General features: G+C 61.9%; 12 protein-coding genes and 1 other RNA gene. 4 read left to right on the forward strand and 9 right to left on the reverse strand.

The genetic code is table 11. From position 1 onward, the window contains the following. Nucleotides 1-62: 62 nt before the first annotated feature. Nucleotides 63-584 carry a hypothetical protein gene (locus tag F0P96_RS01755; RefSeq protein WP_151077019.1) on the reverse strand — a complete coding sequence of 174 codons (522 nt, stop codon included), beginning with the start codon at nucleotides 582-584 and terminating at the stop codon, nucleotides 63-65. Between the two features lie 120 nt (nucleotides 585-704). Here F0P96_RS01755 and F0P96_RS01760 point away from each other — a divergent pair, with 120 nt between their 5' ends. Together F0P96_RS01760 and F0P96_RS01765 are read left to right on the forward strand one after the other, a co-directional pair. Beyond that, nucleotides 705-1,727: an acyl-CoA synthetase family protein gene (locus tag F0P96_RS01760; protein ID WP_201743890.1), complete on the forward strand. Its 1,023-nt coding sequence runs from the start codon at nucleotides 705-707 to the stop codon at nucleotides 1,725-1,727. Nucleotides 1,728-1,825: 98 nt separating this feature from the next. Further along, nucleotides 1,826-2,206 (forward strand): hypothetical protein, encoded by a 381-nt coding sequence (locus tag F0P96_RS01765; protein ID WP_151077020.1) that lies wholly within the window; start codon nucleotides 1,826-1,828, stop codon nucleotides 2,204-2,206. Between the two features lie 71 nt (nucleotides 2,207-2,277). Here the strand turns inward: F0P96_RS01765 and F0P96_RS01770 are convergent, their stop codons facing one another. The 7 genes from F0P96_RS01770 to F0P96_RS01800 form a co-directional block, all read right to left on the reverse strand. After that, nucleotides 2,278-3,435, reverse strand: a complete 1,158-nt coding sequence (locus tag F0P96_RS01770) for a sigma-54-dependent transcriptional regulator (RefSeq protein ID WP_151077021.1) — start codon at nucleotides 3,433-3,435, stop codon at nucleotides 2,278-2,280. 121 nt (nucleotides 3,436-3,556) lie between these two features. Beyond that, an RNA gene (gene rnpB, locus F0P96_RS01775) (RNase P RNA component class A) lies at nucleotides 3,557-4,015 on the reverse strand. Between the two features lie 80 nt (nucleotides 4,016-4,095). After that, nucleotides 4,096-4,632, reverse strand: a complete 537-nt coding sequence (locus F0P96_RS01780; RefSeq protein WP_151077022.1) for a hypothetical protein — start codon at nucleotides 4,630-4,632, stop codon at nucleotides 4,096-4,098. Then, a complete protein-coding gene (locus tag F0P96_RS01785; RefSeq protein ID WP_151077023.1) occupies nucleotides 4,611-6,620 on the reverse strand; it encodes a sialate O-acetylesterase in 2,010 nt (669 codons plus the stop codon). Before F0P96_RS01785 ends, F0P96_RS01780 begins: the two co-directional genes overlap by 22 nt. Continuing rightward, nucleotides 6,601-8,478: a M1 family metallopeptidase gene (locus tag F0P96_RS01790; protein ID WP_151077024.1), complete on the reverse strand. Its 1,878-nt coding sequence runs from the start codon at nucleotides 8,476-8,478 to the stop codon at nucleotides 6,601-6,603. Before F0P96_RS01790 ends, F0P96_RS01785 begins: the two co-directional genes overlap by 20 nt. A gap of 137 nt (nucleotides 8,479-8,615) precedes the next feature. Continuing rightward, complete coding sequence (locus F0P96_RS01795; RefSeq protein ID WP_151077025.1) at nucleotides 8,616-9,773, reverse strand: Smr/MutS family protein; 1,158 nt, start codon at nucleotides 9,771-9,773, stop codon at nucleotides 8,616-8,618. A gap of 497 nt (nucleotides 9,774-10,270) precedes the next feature. Then, the gene (locus F0P96_RS01800) at nucleotides 10,271-11,209 is read right to left on the reverse strand and encodes a DUF2279 domain-containing protein (protein ID WP_235917348.1); all 939 of its coding nucleotides are present in this window, start codon (nucleotides 11,207-11,209) and stop codon (nucleotides 10,271-10,273) included. Between the two features lie 162 nt (nucleotides 11,210-11,371). Here F0P96_RS01800 and F0P96_RS01805 point away from each other — a divergent pair, with 162 nt between their 5' ends. Then, complete coding sequence (locus F0P96_RS01805; protein WP_151077026.1) at nucleotides 11,372-14,194, forward strand: DUF4961 domain-containing protein; 2,823 nt, start codon at nucleotides 11,372-11,374, stop codon at nucleotides 14,192-14,194. 71 nt (nucleotides 14,195-14,265) lie between these two features. Here F0P96_RS01805 and F0P96_RS01810 read toward each other — a convergent pair whose 3' ends face one another. Next, nucleotides 14,266-15,126 (reverse strand): N-acetylglucosamine kinase, encoded by an 861-nt coding sequence (locus F0P96_RS01810; protein WP_151077027.1) that lies wholly within the window; start codon nucleotides 15,124-15,126, stop codon nucleotides 14,266-14,268. A 426-nt stretch (nucleotides 15,127-15,552) separates the two neighbouring features. On the opposite strand from F0P96_RS01810, the gene F0P96_RS01815 reads away from it, so the two are divergent. Then, nucleotides 15,553-16,692, forward strand: a complete 1,140-nt coding sequence (locus F0P96_RS01815) for a T9SS type A sorting domain-containing protein (RefSeq protein WP_151077028.1) — start codon at nucleotides 15,553-15,555, stop codon at nucleotides 16,690-16,692. Nucleotides 16,693-17,240: the final 548 nt, after the last annotated feature.

Genomic DNA, 17,240 nt, shown 5'->3' on the forward strand with positions numbered 1-17,240 from the left:
AAGCAACGGCCCCCGCTCGGTATGTACCAAGCGGGGGCCGTTGATTGAATGACGAAACCGGTTTACTGGAGCGTCAAAACACTGGTGGTAATGGTGTTGCTTTCGTTGAGGGCCCGGTCGCGGATACGCAGTTTAAACTGCATCTGGGCGCCGGTGTAGGAGGGCACATCCAGCAAACTGGTGCGCACTTCAAAGTTCAAATCCCCTTTCAAAGGCGCCTTTTTGTCGGGGTTGGGGGCCAACGGCGGAAAGCGGCTGTTGAAAGCCCCGGGGCCGCCAAGCAATTCAAATTCGCCGGTTTGCGGGTTGCGCAAATAGGTGTCGATGAAATAATTGAAGTCGTTTGGCGGATCGTAGGAGGGCAGGTCTTCCGAAATGCCCAGGTCACCGTCGCCGTCTTTGAACGTGACGGTAATGATGGGCCGGTAAACCGGGGTGCTGCCCGCGCTTTGGGAGAACTTTTCGGCCCGAATGCTCTTGAACTCGATGGACGGCGTCTCCGGGTAGGAAGGCGGGTTCAGGCACGAGGTAGCCGACAGCCCCAGCAAAACAACCGAACCAGTGAGTAAGCGTGTGCGCATCATAACAGTAAGAGGCAAAACCCGAGCCGCCGGTTGCGTGTTAGCCGGCGGCCGGAAAGTACATATTTCCAACGCAGCCGAAGCCGGTTTGTTATCCTCTCTGGCAAACTACGTAACGTGTCAATGAGTTTCCGTTCCGATTACCTGCGCGACCTGGCGGCGGTGTCGCCCGCCACCAGCGCGGCGCTGGCCTTGCGCCTGTTTCGTTTTCAGGCCCAGTACTGCGGCCCGTACCAAGAGTGGCTGCACCGGTTGGGCTGCGAGTGGCAGCACGTGACGCGCCTGGAAGACATTCCGTTTCTGCCCATCGAGTTCTTTAAAACCCATTTGGTGCAGACCTACGAGCCGAACGTGGTGTGGCAGCCGCGGGAAGAGTTCCGCAGCAGCGGCACTACCCAGCAGCAGCGCAGCCGCCATTTTGTGCGCGACCCGCAGCTGTACCGCCACAACGCCCGCCGCATTTTCGAGGCCACCTACGGCCCCTTGCGCGACTGGACGTTTCTGGCCCTGCTGCCGTCGTATCTGGAGCAGGGGCATTCGTCGCTGGTGGCCATGGTCGAAGATTTTGTGCGGGCTTCGGCGCAACCGGTGGGGGAGGCGTTCTTTCTGCACAACCACGCGGCCCTGCTCACGGCCATCGACGAAGCGCGGCGGGCGGCTCCCCAGCGGCGCATCATGCTCATCGGCGTGTCGTATGCGCTGCTCGATCTGGCACAGGTGTTTGGCGGCGCGCCCGCGCTGCGGCAACTCGACGTGGTGCTGGAAACCGGCGGCATGAAAGGCCGCCGCCGCGAAATGATTCGCGAGGAGCTGCACGCCGAGCTGCAGGCGGCCTTCGGCCAATCGGCCATTCACTCCGAGTACGGCATGACGGAGCTGCTTTCGCAGGCCTACAGCACCGGCGAAGGCCGGTTCTGGGCGCCGCCGCAGCTGCAAGTGCTCCTGCGCGACCCCTCCGACCCCTTCAGCGTGGATGCGCGACGCTCGGCCGGCGCCATCAACGTTATCGACCTGGCCAACATCGACAGCTGCGCCTTCATCGAAACCCGCGACCTGGCCCGCCGCCACCCCGACGGCTCCTTCGAAGTCCTTGGCCGCCTCGACAACTCCGACATCCGCGGCTGCAACCAGATGGTGGGCGGCTAGGTGGGCTTAGTTTGAAATAAATAATTAATAATCAGACAATTGTTAGTTGGTTTGCTGCGTGAGACGTTACAGAGGAAACCTCTTGTTGATCTGTAACCATGAAAAACATACTCCTTCTTTCTTTGCTGCTAACCGCGGCACTTGGCCTTTCGCCCACAGCAGCCGTGGCCCAAACAGCCGTTGATTCGGCGCAGCTGCGCGTGGACCAGCAAAAACAGCGTACCCAGGACGCCCGCACCACCGTGGCCGACCACCACCAGCAGACTGCCGCTAGCCGCCATGATGTAGCTGAAAGTGAAACGCAACTGCGCAAGCAGCGCAGCGCCTTGCAAGTGCAGAAGCGGCAGCTGAAAGAGCAGGAGCTGATTGCGCAACAAAACCGCCAACGCGAAAAAGCCGCGCAAGTGCAGCTGCGCGAAGAAAAGAACCGGACGAAAGATGAAAAAAAGCTGCTGCGAACGGCCAAGGACAAAGAATAACCCACCAGACACACACAAAAAGGCCAGCCCACGTGGGCTGGCCTTTTTTTGTGTGGTCGAGGTTCGAGATTCTACTTCCCGGCAAATGATTTCGCGTCGTCGGCCGAAATAGGGTCGCCGCCGAGGATAACGAGGCGCTCCACCACGTTGCGCAGCTCTCGGATGTTGCCGCGCCAGTCGAGGCCTTGCAGGTAGGTCATGCCTTCCGGGCTCATCTTCTTGGGCTTGGTACCGTAGTCGTTGCCGATGTCGGCCAGGAACTTCTCCACGAGGGCCGGAATATCGTCGCGGCGGTCATTCAGGGCGGGCACCTGAATGAGGATGACCGAGAGGCGGTGGTAGAGGTCTTCGCGGAAGTTGCGGTCGGCAATTTCCTGCAGCAGGTTCTTGTTGGTGGCCGCCACCACGCGCACGTTCACCGAAATTTCCTTCTCGCCGCCCACGCGGGTAATCTTGTTTTCCTGCAGGGCGCGCAGCACTTTGGCCTGGGCCGAGAGGCTCATGTCGCCGATTTCGTCGAGGAACAAGGTGCCGCCGTCGGCCTGCTCAAACTTGCCGATGCGCTGCTTCACGGCCGAGGTAAACGAGCCTTTCTCGTGCCCGAACAGCTCCGACTCAATCAGCTCGGAGGGAATGGCGGCGCAGTTCACTTCCACCAACGGGCCGTTGGCGCGGTTGCTTTGCTCGTGAATCTGGCGGGCCACCATTTCCTTGCCGGCGCCGTTGGGGCCAGTTATCAGCACGCGGGCATCGGTGGGGGCCACTTTCTCGATGGCGGTGCGCACGGTGGCCAGTGCCGCCGAAGTGCCCACCATTTCCGAGTTTTTGGCGACTTTTTTCTTAAGCGTTTTCGTCTCGGCCACCAGCTTGGTGCGGTCGAGGGCGTTGCGCACGGTCACCAGCAGGCGGTTCAGGTCGGGTGGCTTCTGCAGGAAATCGTACGCGCCTTTTTTGGTGGCATCCACGGCCATTTCCACGTTGCCGTGGGCCGATACCATGATGAAGGCCGCGTCGGGGGCAATAATTTGGGCACGCTGCAATACCTCGATGCCGTCCATCTTGGGCATTTTGATGTCGCAGAGCACCACGTCGTATTTGTCCTTCACCAGCATGTCGAGGCCGGTGGGGCCGTCCTCGGCCTGGTCGACCTGGTAGCTTTCGAATTCGAGGATTTCCTTGAGCGTGTGCCGGATGGCGCGCTCGTCGTCGATGATGAGGATGCGGGGCATGAGGGGCAATGAGGTCAGGTGGAGCCGAAAGTAACGAAAAGCAGCGCCCGGATGATACACGGCTGGCCGCCCAACGAGACCGGCCGCCGCTGCAAGGGTTGCAACGACGGCCGGTTTCATGTTCGGTGATGCGCCTGTAAGCCGGGTTTTGTCCGCGCCCGAAAGCGCGGCCCCACCATTTATCTAGGCCCGTACTCGCGCGCGGGCTCCATCAGCCTACCCGCCGACACCAGACGAGCCGCCTGGTGCAACGCCTTGCGGCCTTGCCTGCCGGCCTATTTGGCCTTTCAACCCCTGAGGTTTACCCAGCCGGAACGGTCGCCCGCCCGCTGGTGCGCTCTTACCGCACCTTTTCACCCTTACCAAGTTTGGTGCTTAGGGGATAGTGCTTGGTGCATAGAACGAGCTAAGCACTAGGCACCATGTTCTAAGCACTAAAACCTGGCGGTAGTTTTCTGTGGCACTGGCTGTCCGGCGGCCGTTCCCAGCCGCCGTCCTTCCCGTTAGGAAGCAGGGTGCTCTGCGTTGCCCGGACTTTCCTCTCCGCTCCGAAGAGCGCAGCGGTGGGGCGGCGCATCACTTGTGGGCAAAGGTACTAGCTACTTGATAAGAGTGACTGATGGCCAGAGTTCTTTTTGCCGATGTTGATTTTATGTTGTCCTAGTCGCACCCAAGAGCAGGTTTGATTTCGGTATTAAACCAATGGATAATTGCTTCCTGCCTTTTAGGATATAATCCATGGTTGAAGTCAATCCATTTGCTATTGGTGCTGGGCTCTTTCGCACTGACGAGTACTAATGCTTTCTTCTTGTCAAACCCGGGAGTAACAGCGGTGAGTAATACGCAGTTCTGTTCTCTGGAATAGAAATAGAAATAGTAATAAGTTGGATACGCATCACTTTTTCCATCAGAAAAGGAATTAGGATGGTCATACTTTCCCGTAGCCTTCAGTTGTATGAGTCTGCTGATAATAGTGTCGCGAGGACAATCGGAGTAAACTGCTTCTGCAAACGGATGGGCTCCGGCACTAAACAAGTCACATGAGCTCGTCAACGCCAGTAGCATGAAGAGCAAACTATAAATGGGGCTTTTCATCATGTTCGAAATGTACTGCCACTTCACTTTACCCACATTATCATGTGGGTAGCTGTCGGGCACGTAGAGGCTGCCCATCTTCACTGCTTTGTCGCTAGCCACGTATCGGTGCGGAAAGGGGCGGCAGGTAACCCTTCTTTGTTGTAGAGCCGGCCGCGAGGCGAGTTGCCCCAGTTGTAGCGCACGGCTACGGGCTTGGCAACCTGCGGGCAGTGCAACACTACCTTGTTTCCCAGCACCTGAGCTTCGGCCCAATAGAAGCGGCGGTTGGGGCCGGCCACGGCAAACCCACGCACTGCTTTGCCCGGCGCCCGCACCTCCAGGCCTGAACCCGTATTGGTGAACGTGAGGTGCACCGCTGAGCCCTGCACCGACCACGAAGCCAGCGTAGGGCCCGAGGCCACTACGGAGGCTTCCCCGTACACCAGCCGCCGTGCTAGCAGCGCCAGCCGCTCGCCTACGGGCAGTTTGTTGCGCGGGTGAATATCGAGCGAGTCGCCCAAGTCGATGGTGACGGCCATGCCGGTGCGGGGCAGCTTGAGGGCCTGGGCTTGGGCATCGCGCAACTCGGCCCAGGCGTAGTCGGCGGGCTGGGGCAGATCGGAGCCAAAGTTGGGCAGCTGCACGAAGAGGAAGGGCAGGGTGTAATTCCACTGGCGCCGCCAATCCTGAATCAGGGCCGGAAACAGCGTGCGGTATTGGGTGGGCTGGCCGGCGTTGCTTTCACCCTGGTACCAAATGACGCCTTTCAGCGCAAAGGGCACGAGCGGGGCAATCATGGCATTGAACAAGGCCCCCGGCGAATGCGCGGCCTCTTGGCTGAGCAGCAACGGAATGGGCGTAACCGGCCGTCCGAGGCGGTAATTCCAGTCGCCGGCCAAGGAGGTTCGGGTGCCAGCCGTTTCCAGGTACACGTCGGTGGGTTTTCCCCAAAGGCCGCCGCCGCCGCCCCAATCTGCCACCCGCACCACAACTTCGTTTACCCCGGCGCGCAATAAACCGGCAGGCAGCGAATAAAGCCGGGGGACATCGTAGCCCACACTACGCCCAATGCGCCGCCCATTGAGCCAAGTAACATCGGCGTCGTCGATGGGGCCCAACGACAAGGTAGCGGGCTGGCCGGCGGCCGTGGCGGGCAGGTTGAACGTGCGGCGCAGCCACAGAATGCCGTCGTAGCGGGCCAGTGCGGGCGTGGTTTCCCAGAGGGCGGGTACGGCCAGCGTGGGCTCGGCAGTGGGCGGCCGGTTGGGTTGCAGCCACTGGCCCTCGGCGCTCAGCGAGTCGGTGGTGGTCCATTCCAGCAGGGCCTGCCACTGGGCGAAGCGCTGTTTTTCGGCCTGCTCAAAAGCGGCTACGTCCAGCGTGGTTTGCTCGAATGCGTCTACGCGCGGCCGAAACTCGGGGAAAGCCCGCAAGCTGCTGTAGCTCATCCAGGCTTCGGCCGGCGTGCCGCCCCAGCAGCTGGCAACAAGCCCGATGGGAACCCGGTAGCGGGTGTGCAGGGCGCGCCCGAAGTAGTAGGCCACGGCCGAAAAATCGGTGGCCGATGCGGGGCTGCACACCTGCCAGCCGGGGCCGCGCACATCGGTCTGGCGCTGCAGCGAGGAAGCTCGGTCGACCCGAAACAGGCGGATGTTGGGGTACGTGGCCTGGGCCACGGCCTGCTCGGGCGCCGGAGCGGTGTTGCGCAGCGCCCATTCCATGTTCGACTGCCCCGACGCCAGCCATACGTCGCCGACCAACACATCGGTCAGCTCCAGCGTGTTCTGGCCGCTTATGGTGAGCGTGTAGGGGCCGCCGGCCGGCGTGCCGGGGAGCGAAACCTGCCAGCGGCCGTTGGCCGCTGCCGCGGTGTTGTAGCGCTGCCCGCGGAACGTCACCGTCACCGGTTCGCCGGCATCGGCCCAACCCCAGATGGGTAGCGGGGCGTCGCGCTGCAGTACCATGTGGCTGCCCACCAACGCCGGCAGCCGCACGGTGGCGGCGGCCCGGTTGGAGCCGAGTACGGTCAGCAGCAGCCCTACCCACCCAATAACACTGCGCCACGCCCTGAAGCCGGCAGCCAGACGACTATTGGCCGGTCCACACATTGTCTTGCGGGTAACTGTCGGGCACCAGCGTGCTGCCCAGCTTCACCTGCTTCAGGGCCTTGGCGGTGGCCACCGGCACCGTTACGGCCGTGGCGCCCGATTCCCACACGCCCACCGAGCGGTGGATTTTCTCCGTCGTGTTGTCGGCGTAGGTAATGGTGAGGTCGACGGGCACGGGTTTGCTGCCTTTGGCCTGCACCACCACGCTGTAGCCGGCGCCGTCCTTGGTCACACTTTGGATGGCCAGGTCGGGGTAGCCGTCGTCGAAAAACCAGCGCTGCCAAAACCAGTTCAGGTTGTGGCCCGCGCCGGCATTCATGCTGTTGAAGAAGTCGAAGGGCATGGGGTGCTTGCCCTGCCAGGTGCTGATGTAGTGGTGCAGGGCTTTGGTAAACAGCTCGTCGCCCAGCAAATCCTTCACGTAGAGGTACCCGAAGGCGGGCTTGGGGTAGGAGTTGAGGAAGAACGCGCGGTCGGTTTGCTGGGTGCTGAGTGTGGTAATGGGCACGTCGATTTCGGTGGCGGCCAGCTGGGCGTAGGGCGCCACGCCGTAGTTGTCGTCGAGCTTGGGGTCGATGATGCTGGAAATTAGCCACTCGCCGATGGTGGCCCAACCCTCGTCCATCCAGCCGTACTTGGTTTCGTTGGTGCCCAGGTAGAAGGGAAACATGGTGTGAAACACCTCGTGGTCGGTGAGGGTAATGGCGTCCTCGCGCGACGAGACGGGGTTGTCGTTCACCATCATCGGGTACTCCATCTGGTCGAGGCCGTCGAATACGGTGATGTGCGGGTAGGGGAAGGGCCACTTCGGAAAGGTGTAGCTCATGGCCTCCACCGTTTTGCGGGCGAAGTGCACCACCTCGGCGTAGTCCTGATGCTGGGTGTTGTACACGGCATCCACGCGGGTGCGGCGCTTGGTGGCCGGGTCCACCACCAGGCTGGTGGCCTGCCACACGTAGTGGTCGGCGGTGGCGAAGGCAAAATCGGTGACGTTGCGGGCCTCGAAGTGCCAGGTGTTTTGGGCGTTGGCCGCCGTGATGTCGCGGCGCTGCAAATCGGCGGTTTCGATGACGTTGACGATGCCGTCTTTCTTCTCCGCGTCGCGCAGGCGCTTCACATACTTCTTCGTGAGCACCTGGTCGGCATTGGTCAGGTCGCCGGTGGCCCACACCACAAAGTCCTTGGGCACGGTAATGTCGGCCGAGAAGTTGGCGAAGTCGTTGTAGAACTCCTGGCTGCCGTTGTATGCAAATTTGTTCCACCCGTCGATGTCGTCGTAGACGGCAATGCGCGGGAAGAAGTAGGCCACGAAATCGGCCCCCGGCTCAATCTCGCCGGTGCGCATGTGGGAGCCTTGGTTGAGCGTGTAGGAGTAGGAAACCGACACCTGCGCCGTGCCCTTGGCTGCAATGGGCTGGGCCAGCGGCACCACCATGTTGGTGGCCTCGATGCCGAACTTATCGGCCTCGATTACCTGCCCGTTGACCCGCAGCTGCTCGATTCTCACGCCTTCGCCCACGTCCTCGGGCTTGATGCGGCTGGCTCGCGGCGCGCCCTGCTGGTAGTAGTTGGCGTAGAGCTTAAACCAAAGCTGGGGCAGCGCGTCGGGGCTGTTGTTGCGGTAGGCAATGTCCACTGTGCCCTGCACGCGGCGCGTGGTTGGGTCGAAGTTCACTTTCAGCACGTAGTCCGCTGCGTTCTGCCAGTAATTGGGGCCGGGCTGGCCACTGGCGGCGCGGGTGCCCTTGGCGTAGGTGGCCTGCAGGTTGCGCGGCACGGGCAGCGGCGCGGGTTGCTGCGCGAAGCTCGGAAGGGTGAGCAGGGAAAGGAGAGAGGCGGCGAGGTAAGAGCAATTCATGCTTGCAAAAAGAACGTCATGCTGAGCTTGTCGAAGCATCTTTACCGCTTCAGCTGATAGTGAAAATGCTGTCTGGCGGCGTGGTAGAGATGCTTCGCGGAGCTCAGCATGACGGACGATGTATAGAACAAAGCTGGTTACTTCAGCCGCACGAGCGTAGCGCCGTAGCCGAACTTCTCCTTGCGCGCTTCCTCGAAGAACTTGATGTCGCGGTTGCGGCTCAGGCGCTTGTGCAGCTCTTTGCGCAGCGTACCGTTGCCGGTCCCGTGGATGAAGATGATTTCGTGCATGCCGGTGGCCAGGGCGCGGCTCAGGGCGTCTTCGAACGCTGCCACCTGCAACTCCAAAATGGCCGTGTTGGTCAGGCCCTCGGTACCGCCTTCGGGCTGCAGGGCGTCCAAGTGCAGGTCTACCTCGTGGTTGGGCGCCACAAGGGCCTTGGCCGGTTCGGGTTTGGGCGCGGGCACCACCGAGCGGGCGTCGCCGCGCAGCTTTTCGGCCAGTTGGTCGCGCAGCTGGCTGGGGCTGATGGTGGGTACTTCCTTGTCCTTCGGTTTGGGCGCGGCAGCTTCCGATTCTTCGGTGGGCACTGCCAGCGGCGCGGCCGGCTTTTCGTCGAGTTGAAACAGGTAGGCCTCGCGCTGCAGCACCGGGGCCTCGCGGCGGCTGGAGTAAAACGTGTTGGCCTTGAAAGTGAGGCGCTTGAGCAGCACGTCGTAGAGCACCGGCGAGTTGGGCTGCGAGGGCAGCAGCTGCACGATGGTAGCCGGCCACTGCTCGAAGTCCTTGAGGTGGCGGTGGCCCAGCGGCTGGCTGGCGGTTTTGGGCTCCAACTTGCCCGCGTTCAGGGCGCGGTACTGGCCGCCGCTGCGCTCCTCGCCAAAAGTGTAGAGCACCTCGGCATCGGTGTTGTTGATCAGGTGCACCGCCATCAGCTCCGAGGTTTGCATCAGCAGCGCCAGGTACAGGCCTTTGGGTGCGGGCGGCAGCGGGGCCGGCTTCTCGGCTTTGGGCGTGCCACCGGCCGCCGGGGCTGCTTGCGGAGCCACCGCCGCGCCGGGTTTGCCCGCGCTTTTGCCGCTGGGCTTGCCCGCCGGCTTGGGCACCTGCGAGGGCGCCAGCTGGCTGCCACCGAACGCCTTGAATTCTTCGGCGGCCACCACCACCAGCTCGCGGCGCAGCACCGGCACCGGAAAGTCGTCGATGGTAACTTCCACCAGGTCGTGGTCGAGGATGCGGGTGACAATACCTTCTTCGCGGCCCGACATCAGGCGCACTCTATCTCCAATATTCATGGCAGTAGCAGTTCAGGGTGAGAGGTAATCAATACGCTAATTCGGCCGATAGGAAGGCGAGCAGGGCGTAGGGAAGGGGGTAAAGGTCGGCAGAGAACGGCAAACGTTGCCCGCCGGACCCGAAAACAAGCACCTCCGGCCCGCGCCCCTACCCGGACCGCGCCCGTTTCCACACCGTGAGTCTCCCACGCCTCCCGGTCGGCAAGGCCTTCCAAAATTCCGGAAGTGCGTCGCGGCAAGTCACCAAGCCCTTCCGGAACTCTGGAAACGCCCCGCGACTTGCCGCGACACGCTTCACCGACTCCGAAAGCATCCCGCGGCAAGTCGCGAAGCCCTTCAGTAAACACAAAAATGCCTCGCGACTTGCCGCGAAGCCCTTCATGAACTACAAAAACACTTCGCGACAAGTCGCGGGGCACTTCCGGAACTCCAAAAGGGCTTCGCGACTTGCCGCGACGCACTTCCGGAATTTCGGGAACGAGCCCCGCCGGGGCGTGCTACCAATACAAGCCGTGCGCCACCAGCCCGCGGCGGCTGTTCAGCTCCAGTGCCGGCGCGGGCAGGTGGAAGATGCTGAGCGCATAGAACACCCGGCGCAGCGTTTTGCTGCGGGTGGGAATGCGGCGCAAATCCACGTCGAGCGAGAGGTAGTACTGGCGGTAGGGGCGCAGGCCGGCTTGGCGGCTGGCGTCGGGGTCGTTGTACACCACCTCTTGCGCGCCGTAGCCGAGGGCCGGCTGCAGCCAGCGGGGCCAGCGCGAGCCGGCCGGCAAAAAGGCGCCGACGTCGGTGCAGAGCCAGTAGGTTTGGCCGTTGTAGTCCTTCAGCAGGCGCTCGGGCACGGTGCTGCCCAGCACGTTGGGGCGGCGGGCCGCGTAGGGTGTGAGGTGGAAGCTGATTTTGGGCATGATGCGCACCTCGCGCCACGCCAGCTCCTGGGCCAGCACCCCCGCCGAGCCCAGGAAGTTAGCCGCCAAATCGGTGGCCGAGGCACCGTAGGCCGGGTCGCGGCTGTCGAAGTACTCGATGGGGCTTTGGATCAGAAAACCCGCCAGGGAACCGTACCAGATGGCTTTCTTATCGGCCACGCCGGCCCACCGAAGCATGTCTACGGTGCCGCGGCTTTCGTGGAAAGCGCCCCAGAAGTGCCCGGCTTTGTCGAGCTGCTTCCACTCCGGAAAATCGTTGAACCAGTGCGGAGCCACCTGCCGGCCGGTATACCAGCCCTGGCTGAGGGCAACATACAAGCCGCCGTAGCCCGCGCCCAGCCCGCCGAGCAGCAGCGGCAAGCGGTGCGGGGGCACTGGTTCGGCCGGCAGCTTAGTTAGTGGCCCGACGACAGGAGCTACCTGCGGCCGCACCGTGTCGGGTGGGGCGGCTGCCGGGGCCTGCGCCCAAGTGAAACCACCCCCAAACAGCCCGCCCAGGAGCAGCAAGCAAACGCGCAAAACCGGGAGTCGAACCATAGGCAGCCGGGGCCAAAGCTACGGACAAAACCGCCGGCGAAAAACGGCTCAAACGACCTGATTTTCGTACCTTTCCGGTACTTGGTGGGCCTTTTTTGCAAACACCCCGGTCCGCAAACGATTTAAATGCTTATGAAAGCACTTCGACTCCTGCAAGCCCTGTTGGTGCTGCTGGGTACCACCTTCTCGGCCCGGGCCCAAGTGGTGACGGCGCAGCCGACTTTTTTCCGCGACACCGACGCGGTAACGTTAATTTATGACGCCAGCCAGGGCAACGGCGCGCTGGCCGGGTTTGCCGGGCCGGTCTACATCTGGACCGGGGTGGTGACCAACCTGAGCGCCACCAACACCCAGTGGCGCTACACCAAAAGCTCCACCTTCGGGCAGGGCGACCCCGCCGCGCTCATGACCTCGCTCGGCAACAACCGCTGGAGCATCACCCTCACGCCCTCGGTACGCGGGTTCTACAACGTGCCCGCCGCCGAGCAGATTCTGCGCCTGGGCATGATCTTTAAGAACGCCGACGGCAGCATCGTCGGCCGCTCGGCCACCGGCGGCGACATATTTGTCGATGTGTTCCAGGGTGGCTACGCGGCGCGCATCACCGGCGCGGGCGGGGCCAGCAGCGGGCAGTTCGTCACGGCCGGCACCACGCTCAACATCACAGGCGAGGCCTCCGAAGCCTCGCAGTTGACGCTGCGCCTCAACGGCACGCAGGTAGCACAACAAGCCAACGCCAGCAGCATTACCACCGGCGTTACGTTCAACCAGCCTGGCCGCAACGTGCTGCGGCTCTCGGGCCAGTCGGCCACCGCCCAAACGGCCACCGACTCGCTCGTGTTTTTCGTGCGGCCGGCTGTGGTTACCGCCGCGCTGCCCGTGGGCAGCAAAGACGGCATTACCTACCTCAGCCCCACGTCGGTGCGGCTCAAACTCACGGCTCCCGGCAAGCAGTTCGTGTACGTGCTCGGCGAGTTCAACAACTGGCAGGCCGATGCCGGCTACTTCATGAACCGCACCGCCGACGGCAACGACTGGTGGGTGGATGTAACGGGCCTGGTGCCCGGCCGCGAATACAGCTACCAATACCTTGTGGATGGTCAGCTGCGCGTGGCCGACCCGTACTGCGAGAAAATCCTCGACCCCAACAACGACCGGTTTATTCCGGCCGTGACGTACCCCAGCCTGAAAGCCTACCCCACGGGCCTGACCACGGGCATCGTGTCGGTGCTGCAAACCAACCAAGCGCCGTATCAGTGGACCACCACCGGCTACGTGCGCCCCAAGAAAACCGACCTCGTTGTTTACGAGCTGCACCTGCGCGACTTCATTCAGCGCCACGACTACGAAACCCTGCGGGATACGCTTACTTACCTGCAACGCCTGGGCATCAACGCCATTGAGCTGATGCCGGTCAACGAATTTGAGGGCAACGACTCCTGGGGCTACAATCCCTCGTTCTACTTCGCGCCCGACAAGTACTACGGCACCAAAGACGCCCTCAAGCGCCTCATCGACGAGTGCCACCGCCGCGGCATGGCCGTGCTGCTCGACGTGGTGCTCAACCACTCCTTCGGCCAAAGCCCGATGGTGCAGATGTACTTCGACGGCTCCCGGCCCACGGCCAACAGCCCGTGGTTTAACCGCGACGCCACCCACCCCTTCAATGTGGGCTACGACTTCAACCACGAAAGCGCCTTCACCAAGTACTTCTCGAAGCGCGTGATGGAGTTCTGGCTGCAGGAATACCGCGTCGACGGCTACCGCTTCGACCTTTCGAAAGGCTTCACCCAGCGCAACAACCCCAACGACGTGGGTGCCTGGGGCGCCTACGACCAGTCGCGCATCAACATCTGGCTCGACTACCAGAACACCATCCGCGCCGTCGATCCGGGCGCGTTCATCATCCTGGAGCACTTTGCCGACAACTCCGAGGAAACCGTGCTGGCCAACGCCGGTCTGATGCTCTGGGGCAACATGAACGGGGCGTTTGCCCAGGCCGCGCAAGCCCGCAACGGCGGCTCCAACCTCAACGGCCTCTCGTACCGCAGCCGCGGCTGGCAGCAGCCCAACCTGGTGGGTTTTGCCGAAAGCCACGACGAAGAGCGCATCATGGTATCGACGCAGGCCAACGGCTTGGCCAACGCCGCCACCGGCTACGACACCAAGAAGCTGCACACGGCCTTGCAGCGCGTGGCCCTGAACAACGTGTTTCTGTTGGGCGTGCCCGGCCCCAAAATGCTCTGGCAGTTTGGCGAGCTGGGCTACGACGTGAGCATCAACTTCAACGGCCGCATCGGGGCCAAGCCCATTCGCTGGAACTACCTCGACAGCACCCAGCGCCGCGCCCTCTATAACGTAAACGCCGCCATGGCCGCCCTTAAGAAAAGCGAGCCGGCCTTCGAAGCCACCAGCTGGAACCAGCAGCTCACCAGTGCCATGAAGGGCATTCAGCTCTCCAACGGGGCGGGTTCCGACGTGGTCATCCTCGGCAACTTCAGCCTGAACGACAACCTGATTGACCCCTTCTTCCCGCGCACCGGCAAGTGGTACAACTACCTGCGCGGCGACTCCCTTACCGTAACCAACACCTCCGACCCCATTGCCCTGGCCGCCGGCGAGTACGCAGTGTACACCAGCCGCCGCGTGCAGAACCCGGTGGTAGCCACCACCCGCGCCGGCCGCGCCGTGGCAGCGTTTGGCCTCACCGTAGCGCCAAACCCGGCCAGCTCGCGCGCGGTGGTCCGCTTCACGCTGGCTGTTCCGGCTCCCGTGCGCGTTTCGGTGTACAACGTCATCGGCCGCCTGATGCAGACGGTGACGCTGCCCGGCCGCCAGCCAGCCGGGGCCGTGCAGGTGCCCCTGGCACTGAGCAGCCTGCCCGCCGGCGTATACCTGGTGCGCGCCGATGCCGGCAACTCCTCGGCCACCACGCGCTTGGTAGTGCAGCCGTAAGCTGGCTCTCGATTCAACAAAAAACGGCTGCCTTGCGAAAGGCAGCCGTTTTTTGTTGAATCTACCCGAACCTACTGGGCTTGCAGGACGCTCACGTGGTAATCCACGAGGTCGTCGATGGGGGAGCGGATGATTTTGCCGACTTGCATGCCGTGGGCGCGGGCGACCTGGGCCAGGGCGTCGCGGAAGTTGTAACCCACCGAGCCGACGCAGTTGAAGGAGTAGTCCTGGTAGCGGGGGTAGCGGGTGACCAGGTTTTGGAAGAAGGCCTCGAAGCCCTCGACCACGATGGCGCGGCAGTAGCCCGTGTTGTTGTGGGCGTAGGCGAAGGGGCTGAACGAGGCCAGGAAGCGGTTGGGCAGGGGCTGGTGGTAGAGGGCGTCGAAAATCTGCTCGTTGAGCAGCCCGTACTGCTGGCGGAAGGCTTCCTGCAGGCCCTCGGGCAGCAGCCCGCGCATGTAGTCGCGCAGCAGGCGCTTGCCCAGCCACGAGCCCGAGCCCTCGTCGCCGAGGAAGTAGCCCAGCGAGTCGATGTTGCGCGCGACGCCCTGCCCGTCGTAGAGGCACGAGTTGGTGCCCGTGCCCAGGATGGCGGCGAAGCCCGCGCCGCGGCCCAGCAGGGCGCGGGCGGCGGCCAGCAGGTCGTGGCCCACCGCCACGGCGGCGCCCGCAAACACCTCCTGCAGGGCCCGCGCCACGGTGGCCACGTTGGCCGGCGTCGAGCAGCCCGCCCCGTAGTAGCTCACGCTCGTCACGGCCGCGCGCGGCAGCTCCGCCGGCAGGCTGGCCTCCAGCGACGCCACGATGCCCGCCGTGTCGATGAAGTACGGGTTGTACCCCTCGGTATTAAAATACACGCGGTCGGGCGAGCCGGGAGAGGCAAGCTGGCACCAACTGGTTTTGGTGGAACCGCCGTCAGCAATCAGAATCATACTAGATCTGGTTAAGTAAGCAGAGCTGCAAATAAAGCAAGGCTTGCCGTATTCGAGCCCTAGCAGGCGAGGTGGAAAGGGTGCAAAAAGGAGTGAAAACCTTTCCGGTAAAATTAAATAAGTGAGTGGCCACTCAGGGGCAAAAAAAATATGCTTGAGAAAACTATAATAATCAGCAAAATTAAATCGATTCCGATTGAATAATTTGTTAATATGTGGCTTGTAAAATGAAAATATGGCAAAAATAACCATCCAATGCTTGTCATAAATTGAAAAATAACGAGAGAAAAACTTTATTTGTCTAAGCGCGTTGCTACTTTTACCATATCGAATGACAGTCGCTTGCCAGGGCGTTTCAGAGGCTACGCTCCAGCGCGCATTCGGTAGTACAAAGGCTTTTCCCAGTCCCCCTTTTTTCAAACTTTTATGAACAAAATGTTTACTCTCGCAGCGGCTGGTTTGCTGGCTACTGCTTCGCTCTCCGCTCAGGCGCAGGTGACCGTGGACGGCGTCATCAACGCGACTGAAATTGGTGCTGCCAACACGGGCCGCTACGTTTCCCTGGGTCGTTTCACTACCCCGCACCCGGCGGGCTTTGGCGGCTGGGGCTTGCTGCAGATGTACGGCGCCAACACCAGCACCAAGCTGCACCTGGCACTGGCCGGTACGCTCGAGAAAAACACCAACGGCAACGGCTTTCACCTCTACATCGACCTGCCTAACCTGACGGGCTTGCCCCAAGGCACGGTGCAGCCGGCCATTGCTGGCTCGGGCACGGTATTCGAGCGGGGCGGTGCCAAGTTCGACATGCCGGTAGATCTGGCCCTGGGCATCGAAGGCGATGCAGCCGGCATGATGCTGACGCAAGGTGCGGTGTACACGTCGGCTACGGCGGCAGTGTCGCAGGACTTTGCCCCCATGCTGAGCGCAAACGGTACGGCATCTACCCTTTCGGCCGCTTCTACGGGCGGCAGCTTCTCGCGCTTTGCCGGCGCCCGCATGGCTTACCGCGACACCCCGGCCGGCGACGTGCTGACCAACCCCGGTAACCCCACCGGCGGCGCTGGTTCCTACGGCTGGGAAGTAGAACTGGACCGCACCGCCCTGGGCCTGCCTTCGGGTGCTAGCGTGGTTCGCGTGTTTGGCGCCTACGTAAGCGGCAGCGGCTACTGGTCGACCGATGTGATTCCCGAAATTCCGGGCCGTACGACCAACCTCGAATTCGATCCGGACTTTACCGCCCTGGGCGGTACGCAGGCTGCTAACCTCAACGTAGTGGTACTGAGCAACAAGAAAGCTGCCGATGCAGTAGTTGCCATGAGCGTGTTCCCGAACCCTTCGGCCAACGGCGCTACGGTAACCTACCAAGTAGCCGACAAGAGCCAGCAGGTGCAAGTGGTGCTAACGGACCTGATGGGCCGCACGGTGCGCGTGTTGCGCAACGAGATGCAAACCCCGGGCTTCAAAGAAGAGAAATTGAACAGCGGTGACGTGGCCTCAGGCAGCTACTTGGTGAAAGTACAAGTAGGTGACAAGGTAGCTACCCGCAAGGTGTCGTTGCTGTAAGCTTCCTCAACCCTCAATTGATAAAAGAGGAGTCGCGCAAGCGGCTCCTCTTTTTTTGTATGGCCCAAGCTGATAATTATGTCGGCTTACTGAGAATAGGCAATTGAGCCACAGCGGACAGGATGTGCAGGAGCACATGCTGAACGTAAAGACGATGCGGGGGGCAAAATCTGGCCGATAGGGGAGCGAACGGTGCCTTCAGGAAGCAGACCGCCGCCGAAAGGGCTGGAGTGGTCCTAGTGAGTCGGCAAGGTGTGTCGTTTTCTTCTCTTGGTAACGGTGTCAAGGCTTATATAACCTGAACCGGGCTGATTGCCGTAGCAACTCACGTTTCGTTCTGAACTAAGAGCGTGTTTGGATTTTGCTAAAAATGACTTTAGGCCGTCATGCTGAGCCCCGCGAAGCATCTTTACCGCTTCGTTCAACGAGCTCAAAGGACGCGGTAGAGATGCTTCGGCAAGCTCAGCATGACCAAAACCTAAAATCCCCAACACGCTCTAAGTGTTACAGCTTTGTACAGCAGAAGTGGCTTGATATAAGCGCAACGC

The organism is Hymenobacter busanensis (assembly GCF_008727865.1).
GTDB classification, from domain to species: domain Bacteria; phylum Bacteroidota; class Bacteroidia; order Cytophagales; family Hymenobacteraceae; genus Solirubrum; species Solirubrum busanense.